The organism is Novosphingobium lindaniclasticum LE124 (assembly GCF_000445125.1).
GTDB classification, from domain to species: domain Bacteria; phylum Pseudomonadota; class Alphaproteobacteria; order Sphingomonadales; family Sphingomonadaceae; genus Novosphingobium; species Novosphingobium lindaniclasticum.
This window is the reverse complement of the sequence record NZ_ATHL01000145.1, coordinates 1-13,186: the sequence shown is the minus strand read 5'-3', so window position 1 is coordinate 13,186 and position 13,186 is coordinate 1. Positions and strand designations below refer to the sequence as shown.

General features: G+C 63.8%; 15 protein-coding genes. 11 read left to right on the top strand and 4 right to left on the bottom strand.

The genetic code is table 11. The annotated features are described in order from the left end of the window. On the bottom strand, positions 1–202 hold a 202-nt coding region (locus tag L284_RS44530; protein ID WP_021235896.1), incomplete at its 3' end, for an IS5 family transposase. Positions 203–744: 542 nt separating this feature from the next. On the opposite strand from L284_RS44530, the gene L284_RS44525 reads away from it, so the two are divergent. Then, complete coding sequence (locus L284_RS44525) at positions 745–1,047, top strand: 2Fe-2S iron-sulfur cluster-binding family protein (protein WP_407635858.1); 303 nt, start codon at positions 745–747, stop codon at positions 1,045–1,047. Positions 1,048–1,081: 34 nt separating this feature from the next. Further along, on the top strand, positions 1,082–2,323 hold the full coding sequence (locus L284_RS44520; protein WP_021235894.1) for an NAD(P)/FAD-dependent oxidoreductase: 1,242 nt from the start codon (positions 1,082–1,084) through the stop codon (positions 2,321–2,323). On the opposite strand, the gene L284_RS44515 is transcribed toward L284_RS44520, so the two are convergent. After that, complete coding sequence (locus tag L284_RS44515) at positions 2,320–3,015, bottom strand: SDR family NAD(P)-dependent oxidoreductase (protein ID WP_031343115.1); 696 nt, start codon at positions 3,013–3,015, stop codon at positions 2,320–2,322. The two genes, L284_RS44520 and L284_RS44515, sit on opposite strands and share 4 nt — an antisense overlap. 116 nt (positions 3,016–3,131) lie before the next feature. Here L284_RS44515 and L284_RS44510 point away from each other — a divergent pair, with 116 nt between their 5' ends. Beyond that, positions 3,132–3,770 carry a TetR/AcrR family transcriptional regulator gene (locus L284_RS44510; protein WP_021235892.1) on the top strand — a complete coding sequence of 213 codons (639 nt, stop codon included), beginning with the start codon at positions 3,132–3,134 and terminating at the stop codon, positions 3,768–3,770. Positions 3,771–3,917: 147 nt separating this feature from the next. On the opposite strand, the gene L284_RS44505 is transcribed toward L284_RS44510, so the two are convergent. Beyond that, positions 3,918–4,301: a nuclear transport factor 2 family protein gene (locus tag L284_RS44505; RefSeq protein WP_021235891.1), complete on the bottom strand. Its 384-nt coding sequence runs from the start codon at positions 4,299–4,301 to the stop codon at positions 3,918–3,920. Positions 4,302–4,485: 184 nt separating this feature from the next. Between L284_RS44505 and L284_RS44500 the strand changes: the two genes are divergently transcribed. Next, on the top strand, positions 4,486–5,061 hold the full coding sequence (locus tag L284_RS44500) for an NADPH-dependent FMN reductase (protein ID WP_021235890.1): 576 nt from the start codon (positions 4,486–4,488) through the stop codon (positions 5,059–5,061). Between the two features lie 222 nt (positions 5,062–5,283). Here L284_RS44500 and L284_RS44495 read toward each other — a convergent pair whose 3' ends face one another. Then, positions 5,284–6,234 (bottom strand): LysR substrate-binding domain-containing protein, encoded by a 951-nt coding sequence (locus L284_RS44495; RefSeq protein WP_021235889.1) that lies wholly within the window; start codon positions 6,232–6,234, stop codon positions 5,284–5,286. 128 nt (positions 6,235–6,362) lie between these two features. On the opposite strand from L284_RS44495, the gene L284_RS44490 reads away from it, so the two are divergent. The 7 genes from L284_RS44490 to istA all read left to right on the top strand — a co-directional run. Further along, positions 6,363–7,211, top strand: a complete 849-nt coding sequence (locus tag L284_RS44490; RefSeq protein ID WP_021235888.1) for a pirin family protein — start codon at positions 6,363–6,365, stop codon at positions 7,209–7,211. Between the two features lie 145 nt (positions 7,212–7,356). Further along, entirely contained in the window at positions 7,357–8,769 is a 1,413-nt protein-coding gene (locus tag L284_RS44485; RefSeq protein ID WP_021235887.1) for an aldehyde dehydrogenase family protein, read from the top strand. A 34-nt stretch (positions 8,770–8,803) separates the two neighbouring features. After that, positions 8,804–9,541 (top strand): SDR family NAD(P)-dependent oxidoreductase, encoded by a 738-nt coding sequence (locus tag L284_RS44480; RefSeq protein WP_021235886.1) that lies wholly within the window; start codon positions 8,804–8,806, stop codon positions 9,539–9,541. Positions 9,542–9,633: 92 nt separating this feature from the next. Beyond that, positions 9,634–10,395: an SDR family NAD(P)-dependent oxidoreductase gene (locus L284_RS44475; protein ID WP_235054588.1), complete on the top strand. Its 762-nt coding sequence runs from the start codon at positions 9,634–9,636 to the stop codon at positions 10,393–10,395. Positions 10,396–10,459: 64 nt separating this feature from the next. Further along, positions 10,460–11,359: an NADP-dependent oxidoreductase gene (locus L284_RS0124965; RefSeq protein ID WP_021235884.1), complete on the top strand. Its 900-nt coding sequence runs from the start codon at positions 10,460–10,462 to the stop codon at positions 11,357–11,359. 334 nt (positions 11,360–11,693) lie between these two features. Continuing rightward, complete coding sequence (locus L284_RS48115) at positions 11,694–11,897, top strand: hypothetical protein (protein WP_152524771.1); 204 nt, start codon at positions 11,694–11,696, stop codon at positions 11,895–11,897. A gap of 104 nt (positions 11,898–12,001) precedes the next feature. After that, a partial coding sequence (istA, locus tag L284_RS44470; RefSeq protein WP_031343108.1) for an IS21 family transposase occupies positions 12,002–13,186 on the top strand: 1,185 nt, incomplete at its 3' end.

The window sequence follows — 13,186 nt, the reverse complement described above, 5'->3', positions numbered from 1 at the left end:
GGATGAACCGGTTGTAGCAGGTCGTCGACGGACCATAGCGTTCCGGGACCTCAGCCCACGGCGCACCAGAACGAAAACGCCAGAGTATCCCATTCAGCACCCGACGGTCATCGACGCGGGGCACTCCACGCGGCTTGTTGGGAAGCAGCGGCTCGATGATGAGCCATTCCTTGTCCGTCAGTTCATACCGCCGCCGCGTCATACACCCTCCGTTTCCGAAGGCTGCCTGAATCACGTCAAGGGCGACAACTCAAACCGATTTATGAGTTCGCGCCCTAGTGCGCATTGAACCCATTGCGACCGGCGTCGATCTGGTGAGTGCACGGGCGCCGAAGGGAATCTTTCTGTCCCGGTGATGCGATGAACGGCACCGACGAGAGAGCCATTGCGATCGCTAATGCCAGCGTTTTCTGGCTTCACAGGACGTGTGTGGCGGATCCGACTGAGGCTCGAGATCGCTCGCCGGCTGATACCGAGCAGTCCGAGCAGCTTTGCGGCGGGTATCTGGCCTGCCCCCGCAGGTCATGTGCATGAGATCCACGGTCCGCTGGGCGAAATGTCGTCGGCATACGGGCATTGACAATTATGTACTTCCATATAGAAGTATATGAAACAGATAGGCGCTTCCTCATGGGAAGGTTCTGAGCGGCTCCCGTGGGTCCCGTTCAATGTTTCAATCGATCACGTGATGCCGGGGCCTCCGGACAGTTTGATCCCACAGGCAGGCGTAACTTGAATATCTTCATCACGACGAGAGAAGGCGACACCCAGACTGCCGCGCTGGCAGCCCAAGGCACGCTAATGGAAGCGATCCGGGATTTCGGCTTCGATGAATTGATGGCGCTGTGCGGTGGTTGCTGCTCCTGCGCGACCTGCCACGTATATTCGGATGACGCTTTTGCGGACAAGGTGCCGCCGATTGGCGAGGATGAGGCCGACATGCTGGGCTCGTCGGAGCATCGCAGGCCCAATTCGCGCCTGTCATGCCAGATCGTGTTGAGTAAGGCACTGGACGGGTTGCGGGTCACGATCGCGCCGGAAGATTAAAGCCAATACGTTGTCAGTACGGGAGTAGGGCGGGATGAAGCGAGCGGACATTGTGATCGTAGGGGCAGGGCATGGCGGTGCACAGGCGGCTGCCGCACTGCGTCAACGCAAGTTCGAAGGTTCGATCCTGATGATCGGCGAAGAGCCCGAGATGCCGTATGAACGGCCTCCCCTGTCGAAGGATTATCTGTCAGGCGAGAAGGCTTTCGAGCGCATTCTCATCCGGCCCGCAGGCTTCTGGGTCGACCACCGCGTCGAGATGGCAATGGGCGGGAAGGTCGTCGCGGTCGATCCGGAGGCGAGGACTGTTGAGCTGGAGGATGGCGGAACCATCGGTTATAGGGAGCTCGTCTGGGCGGCGGGTGGCCATCCGCGGAAGCTGTCATGCACCGGCCATTCACTGACGGGAGTCCATTCTGTGCGCACCCGCGCCGACGTTGACAGGATGATGGGTGAGCTGGACGACACGACTCGCGTGGTCGTCATCGGGGGCGGCTACATCGGTCTGGAAGCAGCTGCGGTGCTCAGCAAGCTTGGTAAGTCGGTCACAGTGTTAGAGGCGCAGGAGCGTGTTCTTGCCCGTGTCGCAGGTGTCGCCCTCTCCCGCTTCTACGAGGCCGAACATCGCGCGCATAGCGTCGATCTCAGGCTCGGGGTTGCGGTCGAATGCATCGAGGGGGATAGCCGTGTTACCGGCGTGCGCCTGGGCGATGGAACCGTGCTTCCCGCAGAGATGGTCATTGTTGGCATCGGGATCGTGCCTGCGGTCGAGCCGTTGCTTGCTGCCGGCGCCGAAGGAGGCAACGGCGTTGCCGTGGACGAGCATTGCCGGACATCGCTGCCGCACGTCTTCGCCATAGGGGATTGCGCCCTCCATGCGAACGCCTTCGCGGAAGGCCTGCAAATCCGGCTCGAGTCGGTTCAGAATGCAAACGACATGGCGACGATTGTCGCCAAGGCGATCACTGGGGACCCTGAGGCCTATCACTCGGTGCCGTGGTTCTGGTCCAACCAGTACGATCTTCGCCTGCAGACGATCGGGTTGTCCATCGGGCATGACGAGGAGGTTCTGCGAGGCGATCCCCGCGCGCGCAGCTTTTCCGTAGTGTACCTGAGGCAGGGCAGGGTGATCGCGCTCGACTGCGTTAACGCCACCAAGGATTACGTCCAGGGCAAGGCGCTGGTGGCCGGCCGCCTGCAGATGGCAGCAGAGCAGCTGGCGGATGCAACTGCACCGCTGAAGTCGCTGCTGCCTGTCAGAGCCACAGATCACTAGATCTTCTTCGGTTCGATCCAGTGGGAGACCTCGGGGTCGTTCGTGTCGATCAGCGTGGCGATATAGTCGCCGATCTTCTCCGGGGTCGGCCATTCGGGGCGGTCGTGGTGATGGCTTATGCGCCTTCGGGTGTTGATGGGCGGCATCAGCAGCTCGTGCACCTTCAGCCCGGACGGACGAAGTTCCTCGGCGAGCGTCAGTGCCAGCGATCTCTGCGCGGCCGACATGGCGGCCACCGGCCCGGCGCCCGGATGCGGGCCTTCGGCGCTCTGCCCGTTGATGTGGACATAGACGCCGCTCCCGGGGGTCAGCAGGGGCACGAACGTCTTGATCGCAAGGAAGTGAGTCGTCAGGTTGTTTCGGACGATCCGTTCCCACTGGTCGAAGCCGAGATCGGTAAGGGCAAAGCCCTGCGACCAGCCGCCCAGCGCCGCGACGATCAGGTCGATGCGGCTGGACAGTGCGGCGATCCTGTCGCGCAGCGCCTCCGCCTCGGCCGGCGTGTCGAAAAGGCCATCGACGGTTTTCAGCGTGCCCGTCTCGATGTCGGCCACATAGTCGCGCAGGGCATCGCCTTTCACCTGGCTGCGCGAAGGCACGATAACGGTCGCGCCGTGCTTCAGAAAGCTGCGGACAATGCCTTCGCCAACGTCGCCGGTGCCGCCCAGCACCAATGCCGTGAGGTCTTCCATCTGTTTTCCGTCCTCCATCCAATGCCGCCGCCGGTCCGGCTTGACGATCGAAGCGCCGCTCTCCTAGCATGATAACCGACAGGTGTTGGATTAACCAGCCTTGATAGGGGCGGCGGATGACGGTGCGTTCACGAGCGGCGGACAAGGGCTTCGGCGACGGCGCTGAGGCCGAGGATGCGCGGATAGAGCGCACCCGTGCCCGGCTCGCCGCCGCGGTGCTTTCGCTGGCGGCCGAGCGGGACATCACGAGTGTGTCGGTTTCGGAGCTCACGCGCCGCGCGGGCATAAATCGCAGCACCTTTTACGAACATGCCCGGACGCCCGTGGAACTGCTGACCCGCGTCCTCTCCTGCGAGCTGGATATGGTACGGCGGCGCGGAATGGACCAGCTCGAACGCGACGGCCTCCTGCTGCGCGACCTGACCCGCAGCACGCTGCACGCAATTCTGGCGCATGTCCTCAGGCATGAGGATGTCTACGGCGGTGTCGGCCGCGCCTCAGCCAGGTTTGCCCTGCGCGTGGTGCTCGCCGAGCATATCGAGCAATCCATGCTGACCATATTTCGCGATGGCTTCGTAAGCCCGCCGCTGCCGGGACCGGAAGCCGCCGCGCTCTATGCGGCCCAGCTCGCCCATGGCGCCGCCGGCGCCGTCGAGGCCTGGCTGCATCTTCCCGGGCCTCGCGACGAACGGATGCTGCTGGCTGCCATCGAGGCGATGTACCCGCCCTGGTTCGCGCCCCATCGGGCTCTGTGAGGGACGCCTCGGGCTTCTGTGCGGCCCGCTTGTCAATAGGTCTCCGATCGTCATCGTCACGGTGGTCGCGCGGGCGGCCTGGCTGCTTCGAGCGCGGAGGTGGACCCCGCGCCGGCCGCGGCAAGAGACCAGTCCTTGCCGTCGTAGCTATGTCATGAACTCCGTGGCCTGATGGAAGACATTTCGCCAGACGCCGTTCTCCTTCTCGTAGATCCGCACATGACGTGCGTGCTTCACCGGATTGAGGCCTTCCCGCGTCCGGATCCTGTTTCTGTAACTGCCCACTGCATAGCCAAATTCGGGCCGGGCGATTATCCTGTTCTCTTCGATATCGAAGCTTTCGAAGCGGAACTCGGCGCGGGCGAGACCGTCCAGGAACTCGGCCTTGTTTCGCCGCCGGCCAGTGCTCTCGATGTGGATGTAGCGGTCGCTCGTGATATCGTCCAACGTGGCGACATCGCCGCGGAGGAGGGCGTCCATGCGCACCGTTTCAAGCCGGGCCACAATTTCCCGGACATCCTGTTCAGACATTGCGGGATTCTCTCAAAATCACTGTCCACTCATATGAGGCCGCTCGCGCACATCCTGCAACAGGCCCCAAGTCAACGCGCTCCCTCACCCTTCCCTGCGCGGGCGCCATCGGTTACTTGTCCTGGCAAATCACTACCTGTCGCGCATGTACATGCGCGATGACATTTGAAGCCGGAGAACTGAATTGAGCCTGCCGAAGATAGGGATTGTGATCGGATCTACACGTGAAGGACGCTTCGGCGACAAGGTCGCGGACTGGATCCATGGCTTGGCGTCGCAACGCAGCGATCTCGAGTTCGAGATTGTCGACCTGCGTGATTACCCCCTCCCGCTGTACGACGAGCCCGTCCCGCCGATCTATCAGCCGGCTACCCACGAGGTGGCGCAGCGGCTCAGCGCCAGGATGGCGGGGCTGGACGGGTACATCTTCATCACCGCCGAGTATAATCACGCACCGACGGGCGCGATCAAGAACGCCATCGACTATCTTTTTCCGGAGCTGGGTCGCAAGCCCGCGGCCTTCGTGGGATATGGCGGTGTCGGCGGCGCACGCGCCGTCGAGCAATTGCGGCTGATCCTGGTGGAGCTTCGGGTCGCCCCGCTTCGTGACGCCGTGCATATCGGCCTGGCCGAATTGCTCGGCATCAGGGAAGGCAAGACCTTCTCGGATTATGAATATCTCTCCCGCAGCGCCGAAACGATGCTTGATGAACTCGCCTGGTGGGTCAGGACCCTTCGCGAAGGTCGAAACAACCAGTAACCGACGACCGTTTCCTGCCTCGAACCTGTAGAAGCGAGCAAGGGGGAGAGGTCGGCGCGCTGCTCGCCCAAGCGCCGGGATTCAGGGGAAGCGTGCGAACCGGCGCCCGCAGTCGACGCGCTAGACTCGATCCGGTTCAGGTTGAACCGGATCGAGTCCAGCTCTCCTTTGTTTGCCGTGATTTCCGAGCCGGCAGGTGATTCCACCTGCCTCGAAATCACTCTATGGCGCCGTTTCGTGGTCATCCTCCAGCTCGACGCTTCGCTCCTGGATACAGGCAGGCAAATGCACCGCCAGATAGTCGATCAGGCTGCGGACCGACGGCAGCATCCCGCGCGGGGTCGGATAGAGCAAATGGATCATGTGGGTCTCGGCGGACCAGTGCGGCAGCACCGTTTCGAGAACGCCGCCGCGAACGGATGCGGACACGATTGGTTCTGGCAGCAATGCGACGCCGATGCCGTTGACGGCCGCCTGGAGCTGCATGCGCAGATCGTCGGTCGACAGCCTGGGCGTGTGCGTTATCACGGCGGCCTGGCCCGACGGGCCGGCGAGCGCCCACCGCGCCTGGCCGTCATGCACGTCGCCGGGCCTGCTGAACGTATCCATCCGCGCAAGATCCTGCGGCGCCCGGGGCCGCCCCGCGGCATCCAGATAGCCGGGGCTGGCCACCAGCACGCGGCGCGCTTGCCCGAGTTTCCTGGTCACCAGTCCGGCCGTGCCCTCGATCCGGGCGCCCGCGCGCAAGGCCAGGTCGATGCGCTCCCGCAGCAGGTCGACGGGGCGGTCGCTGGCCTCCAGCTCCAGATTGACTTTGGGATAAGTCGCCAGATAGCCCGGCAGGATCGGCGCGAGATAGCTCTGGGCCATCACCTGCGGGCAACTGAGCCGCACGGTGCCCGCCGGCTCGCGGCGCAGGTCCGCCAGGCTGTCGAGGGCGCTCCGGGCGCCTTCGACCAGAGCCTGCGCCTGGACGAAGAAACGCTCGCCGGCTTCGGTCGCCGCGACATGCCGCGTGTTGCGCTGGAGCAAGCGCACGCCCAGCCGATCCTCCAGCGCGGCGACGCGGCGGCTGAGCCTGGTCTTTTCGATGCCGGTGGCGCGTGCCGCCGCCGAGAAACCGCCATGCTCCACCACGGCCGCGAAATAGGCGAGGTCGTTCAGATCTTCCATGAAGCAAGCCCATTGGTGCGCATATGCACCAGTCTTTACCGATTTTGCCGAATTATCAAGCCGGTGGTGCTTCCTTATATCCTATCCACGGACAAGACCCGAAGCGCCGGAAAGCGGTGGATGCCTGGATGAGCCTGATTCTTTCTCCTGTCGTGAATGCCGAGGCGGCCACGCTCGGCGGCCATTTCTCGGGGCATCGCCTCGACCTGGCCGGGCTTGGCGATTTCGCTTCGCCGGTGATGGGCTTCGATCAATACCGGATGAGCGGCCCCACCTTCGCGCCGCATCCGCATGCCGGATTCTCGGCGGTTTCCTATGTGTTTGAAGACTCCCCGGGCGGACTGCGCAATCGCGACTCCCTGCAACATGATCTGGTAATCGAGCCGGGCGCGATGGTGTGGACGCAGGCAGGGTCGGGCGTGGTCCATGACGAATTTCCCGCGCGAACCGGCGAGGAGGTCCACGGCGTCCAGATTTTCATCAACCTGCCGCGCCGGAAGAAGGACCTGCCGCCCCGGATGCTCGCCATCGCCCCGGCGGACGTGCCCGAGGTCGTGGACGCGGCCGGCAATCGCACGAGGGTGCTGACCGGCCGTTTCACCGACGCGGCCAGTCCCGTGGAGCCGGCCGAGCCGTTCGACCTGTTCGACGTCACGGCCCGCGGCGCGTGGCGTTTCCGCGTGCCCGCGCGGCGCAATGTGCTCGTCTATGTCCTGAGCGGCGCCGTCGAGGTCGGCGCCGGCGATCAGGTCCGGCAGGTGGAGGCCTTCCAGGCGGTCGCGGGGCAAGCGGACGAGGAGGACGATCTCCATGTGAAGGCGCGGGAGCCGGCGCAGTTCCTGCTGCTTTCCGGCACCGATCCGCGCGAGCCGGTGGCGGTCTACGGCCCTTTCATCATGAACGACCAGGCGCAGTTGACGGCCGCGTTCGAACGCTACCGCAGGGGCGAGATGGGGCGCCTGTCGCCGATCACCTGAATCCAGCCCAACTTTCGGAGGAACCAGTGAAGCTGCACCACAATCGACCAGCCCGAGGGGCGGAAGCGCTTGTCGCGGTGAAGGCCTCGCGCCCAGCGCCATCACGTCCTTCTGGCAGCACCGCATCCGCAGGAGAAACCGGACCATGGCCTACCGTCTTTTGATCGATGGAGAACTCGTGGACGGCGCTTCGACCCTTGACGTGATCAATTCCGCCACCGGGGCTGTCTTCGAGACCTGTGCATGCGCCGACGAGGCGCAACTCGAACAGGCGATTGCTGCCGCCAAGCGCGCCTTCCCGGCCTGGGCATCCCTGACCCACGGCGCGCGCCGCGACTATCTCAACCACCTCGCGGATGCGGTGCAGGCGCGCTCCGACGAATTCTGCACGCTGATCACCCGCGAGCAGGGCAAGCCGCTGGCCGTGTCCCGGATCGAATTCGACATGTCGGTCGGGCTGTTGCGCTGGTTCGCCGAGCAGGATCTGCCGCTCGAGACGATCCGCCAGGCCGATGAGGGCCGGGTGCTCGAACAGCGGACGCCGCTGGGCGTCGTGGCGACGATCACGCCGTGGAACTTCCCTCTCCAGCAGCTGACGCTGAAGGTCGCGCCCTGCCTGAGCGTCGGCAACACGATGGTGGCCAAGCCTGCTTCGACGACGCCACTGACGGCCGCCTTGTTCGGCGAACTGGCGGCCGGCATCCTGCCGCCGGGCGTGTTCAACGTGATCATCGACGCGCACCACCTCGGCGACAGGATCACCAGCCACCCCGACATCGCCATGGTCGCCTTCACCGGCTCCACCCCCACCGGCAGGCGCGTGATGGGAAGTGGGGCCGGCACGCTCAAGCGGCTGACGCTGGAACTGGGCGGCAACGATGCCGCCATCGTGCTCGACGATGTCGACGCCAGGGAGATCGCGCCGAAGGTGTTCCAGGCCGCAATGATCAATTCCGGCCAGGTGTGCCTGGCGGCGAAACGCATCTACGCGCCGCGCCCCTTGTACGATGCCCTGTGCGACGAGCTGGCGAGGCTCGCCCGCGAAGCGGTCGTCGGCGATGGCCTGGAACCGGAAACCCAGATCGGGCCGCTCCAGAACCGGCAGCAATATGAGAAGGTGCTGGAGATCATCGAGGAGGCCAGAAGCCTGGGCAACGTGATTGCCGGCGGCAACGCGCTCAATCGCGAAGGCTATTTCATCGCGCCGACGATCGTGCGCGACCTTCCCGATAGCGCCCGCCTCGTGCGCGAGGAGCAGTTCGGCCCCGCCATTCCGGTCCTTGCCTACGACACGATCGAAGAGATGATCGAACGGGTCAACGACAGCGAATATGGGCTTGGCGGCACGATCTGGACGAACGACGCCGAACGCGGACTCGAAGTCGCGCTGCGCATCCAGTCGGGCACCATCTGGGTGAACAAGCTCGTCGAGCTGCCCCCCGACCTGCCTTTCGGCGGTGTGAAACAGTCAGGCATCGGCCGTGAATCGGGGCTCGAGGGCATGAAGGAATTCACGCAGGCCAAGATCATCAACCTCGCCAACAAGGTGGCGGCCTGAAGGCTTCCAGCATCGCGAACCGGAGAAAATCAAGATGAGCAAGAGTCACTCGGGAAGGATTGCCCTGGTTACCGGCGCAGGTCGCGGGATCGGCCGGGCGATCGCGATAAAACTCGCGGAACTCGACGCGAAGGTCATTCTTGTGGACCGCGAGGATCCCGGCGAGACGGCGGCGCTGATCGGCTCCGCCGCGACTTCCGTGCAGGCCGACGTCTCGCGGGATGAGGAGTGGGCGAGGATCGCGGCCTTGGCGGACGCGACTTTCGGTCGGTGCGATATCGTCGTCAACAACGCCGGAATATATCCGACGGCGAGAATCGAGGATCTCACGGTCGAGACCTGGCGACGGACCCTCGCGGTCAATCTGGACGCCCATTTCTTCAGCGCGCGCCATCTCGTCCCCCTGATGCGCCGGCATGGCTGGGGGCGCTTCGTCAATATTTCGTCCAGCTCCATCGGCACGCCGCTTCCCGGAAACAGTCATTACATGGCCAGCAAGATGGGCGTCATCGGCTTCGTCCGGGGGCTTGCAAACGACGTCGCGGAGTTCGGGATCACCGTGAATGCCGTGCTGCCGACGATCGTCCAGACTCCCGGAACGAAGGATGCGCCGCCCGAATTCGCCGAATCGGTATGGCGGCAGCAGGCCATCAAGCGGTTCAGCGAGCCGAACGATCTGGTGGGGCCCATCGCTTTCCTGACCAGCGAGGACGCACATTTCATCACCGGGCAGGCGCTGCCGGTGGATGGCGGACTGTACAAGGTTGGCTGACGCCGCCGCTTGATTGGAGAACTATTATGTCGACAACTGAACTTTTGAGCCGTGGCCCGGTGGAGGGGCGCCTGACCGGGAAGGTCGCTTTGGTGACCGGGGTCGGCAGTGGACAAGGCCGCGAGGTCGCGCTCCTTTTCGCGGAAGCCGGCGCCATCGTCGCGGGCTGCGACATCAATCCCGAAGGCCTCAAAGGCACCGCGGCGCTCGCCGCCGCGCGCGACGTCAAGCTCGATCTGGCGCAGGTCGATGCCTCCGACGAAGCGAAGGTCGCGTCCTGGGTGGATGATGTCGCGGCGCGGCATGGCGGCGTCGACATCCTCTATAACAACGGCGCCGGCGCCCATTTCGTGCCGTTCGGCGATATGACGCTTTCGCAATGGCATGACACGCTGCGGCTGGAACTCGACACGGTGTTCATCCCGTCGAAGGCGGTCTGGCCGTATCTGATCGCCAGAGGCGGCGGGTCGATCGTCAACATCGCGTCGATCGCGGGGATGATGGGCGGCGAAGTCATCGGCAGCGCCGGCGCGGCCGCGCACGCCACCGGGAAGGGCGGCGTCATCAGCTTCACGCGCCAGTTGGCGACGGAGGGCGGGGTCCACGGCATCAGGGTCAACGCGATCTCGCCGGGGCCGATCGTGACGCCCGCGTCCGAAGCGGTCGTCGCCGCCAGCCCCGACTTTCGCAAATTGTTCGAAGGCATGCCGCTGCTCAAGCGATCGGGGCGCCCCGTCGACGTCGCCTATGCCGGCCTTTTCCTTGCCTCGGACGAATCCGCCTACATCACCGGCGCGAACCTCACGGTGGACGGCGGGGCGACGGCCAAGACTGGCATCTCGGTTCTGTCCTGACCTTAGGGCAACGCCTCCGGACGCAAGGCGATGTCGCCTTGTGCCGGGGCAGGAGCATGACGATATGAAGAGCAGAATTCTGATCGCCGACCGTTACGGTCAATCCGACGTCCTCGATTTCGTCGAGGAGGAGCTTCCTCCCCTGGCGCCGGGTCACGCCCGCATCGAGGTCAGGGCGGCCGGCATCAACCCGATCGATGCGCGCCGGATGACGGGCGAAATCCGGTTCGGTCCCCTGCCCTTGCGGTTCGGCACCGAGTTCGCGGGCCTCATCACGGAACTGCCCGCCAAGGCCGGACCATGGTCCGTCGGCGACGAGGTTCTCGGCTCCGGCGGCGGCTTTACGCACGCCACGATCATCGACGTGCCGATCGGCAACCTCATCCGGCGTCCGTCCACGCTCGATTGGGCCGTGGCCGGCTCGCTCGCCGGAACCGCCCAGACCGCGATGGCGGTCCTCCACGAGCTTGGCGATATCGGATCGCTGCTGGTCAATGGCGGCGCGGGCGGGGTCGGCACCGTGCTGATCCAGCTCGCGCGCGAGAAGGGCATCCAGGTGGTCGCCACCGCCTCGCAGGCCAACGAGGATCATCTCCGCGCGCTTGACGCCAAGTCCGTCGCCTACGGCCCCGGCCTGGTTGAACGCATCAGGGACATTCATCCCGCTGCGTTCGACGCGGCAGTCATCCTGGCGGGCACCGAGGAGGCGACGCAGGCTTCGCTCGCCACGGTGAAACCGGAGGGGGATGTTGCTTCGATCACGGGTATTCCCGCCCCATCGGAGCGGGTCCGCGCGACAGGCAACAAGCCCAGCCCCGCCAATCTCCAATATGTCGTGGATCGGGTCGCCGACGGCCGGATCAGGTGGGAAGTCAGCGAGACTTACCCCTTCACTAGGGCAGCCGAGGGCTTTGGCGCTGTTCTGCAAGGGCACACGCGGGGCAAACGTGTCCTGATTTTCTGATCCCGGCGCTCTCTTCGCGGAGCGTGATGGACAACATACGCCGCCTGCAGTTGTTCGGAACGGGCGAAGAAATCCGAGTCATCGTTGCGACTAGTGCGAGGTATCCCCTTGTTTACCGCGGCATTGGTAGCGCGCAGCCCGACAGCGGGCTCATCGCCCGGCGTGTCGCGAACCGATGGATGCGGTTTCGACGGTCCATAAGGACTTGGCATCGAAGACGTAATCGCGAACGATCGATTTGATCGCCTGAACCGTGCAGCTTCGGTACAGTTTGGCGGCGAGCAAATGAGGCGTACAGTTCAGGCAATATCTGGCATAGAATGAGTTGCCGATCATGCTGGCACCGCACGACTATTTGCTATTCATTGGCGGCTTTACTCACAGCGCATCGAGGACGAACTTCGTGACTTCAGGTTCGTTAAAAGTTGAAGCAATTCTGGTAGATGATATCGCGACGCCGCGCGCCAAGGCCCATAGAACGCGTGCAATCAATTTGCCGTCATCTTCTGAAAATCTGCTTCCTCGAGCTGGTTGTTGATTGCCACTGAGATGTGACCCGGGGGCGCTATAAGTTTCCACTGAGAATTGACCCATGTTTCCCTCCCCTCCGGCTGTCAGTCGGAGGGTCTCGGAGTGATCAACATGGACTTACTCAGTGTGATCCGCCGATGGCATTTCCGGCAGGAGATTTCCATTCGGGAGATCAAGCGACGGACCGGCCTATCGCGCAATACCATTCGCAAATACCTGCGTTCCGATGCGGTGGAGCCCAGTTTCAAGGTTCCGGTGCGCCCCAGCAAACTCGATCCCTTCGCGGACAAGCTGTCGGCTTGGCTGCGTGTGGAATCCAAGAAATCCCGCAAGCAGAAGCGGACCGCCAAGCAACTCTACGTGGATCTGGTGGAACTGGGTTACGATGGCTCCTATAACCGGGTGGCCGCCTTTGCCCGCCGATGGCGGACCGAGCTTCAGTATGAACAGCAGACCAGCGGACGCGGGACGTTCGTTCCTTTGGCTTTCCAGCCTGGCGAGGCCTTCCAGTTCGACTGGAGCGAGGATTATGCCGTGCTGGACGGCAAAGTGACGAAACTGCAGGTTGCTCATACCAAACTCGCGCATAGTCGCGCCTTCATCGTGCGAGCCTATCTGCTTCAAACCCATGAGATGCTGTTCGACGCGCTGACGCAGGCATTCCGGGTGCTGGGTGGTGTGCCGCAGCGCGGCATCTTTGACAACATGAGGACCGCTGTCGACAAGATCGGGACGGGGAAGGCGCGGCAGGTCAATGCCAGGTTCGCTGCAATGGCCAGCCATTATCTTTTCGAGACGGATTTCTGCAATCCGGCTTCTGGCTGGGAGAAGGGTCAGGTCGAGAAGAATGTCCAGGATGCCCGGCGCCGGTTGTGGCAACCGATGCCCAGCTTCCCTGGTCTGGCTGAACTGAACGCTTGGCTGGAAGCTCAATGCATCGCCCAATGGAGCGAGATCCAGCATGGCGCCATGCCCGGCACTGTGGCCGATGTGCATGCCGAGGAAGCGTCCTGCCTGATGCCGCTGGGCCGGCCCTTCGATGGCTTTGTCGAGCAGATCAAGCGCGTGTCGCCAACCTGCCTCATCGCCTTCGACCGCAACCGCTATTCGGTACCCGCTTCCTTCGCGAACCGGCCGGTCAGCCTGCGGATCTACCCTGATCGTCTGGTCATAGCGGCCGAAGGCCAGATCTTGTGCGAACATGCCCGGCTCATCGAGCGCTCCCATCACAAGCCGGGACGCACAATCTATGACTGGCGGCATTATCTGGCGGTGATCCAGCGCAAGCCCGGCGCC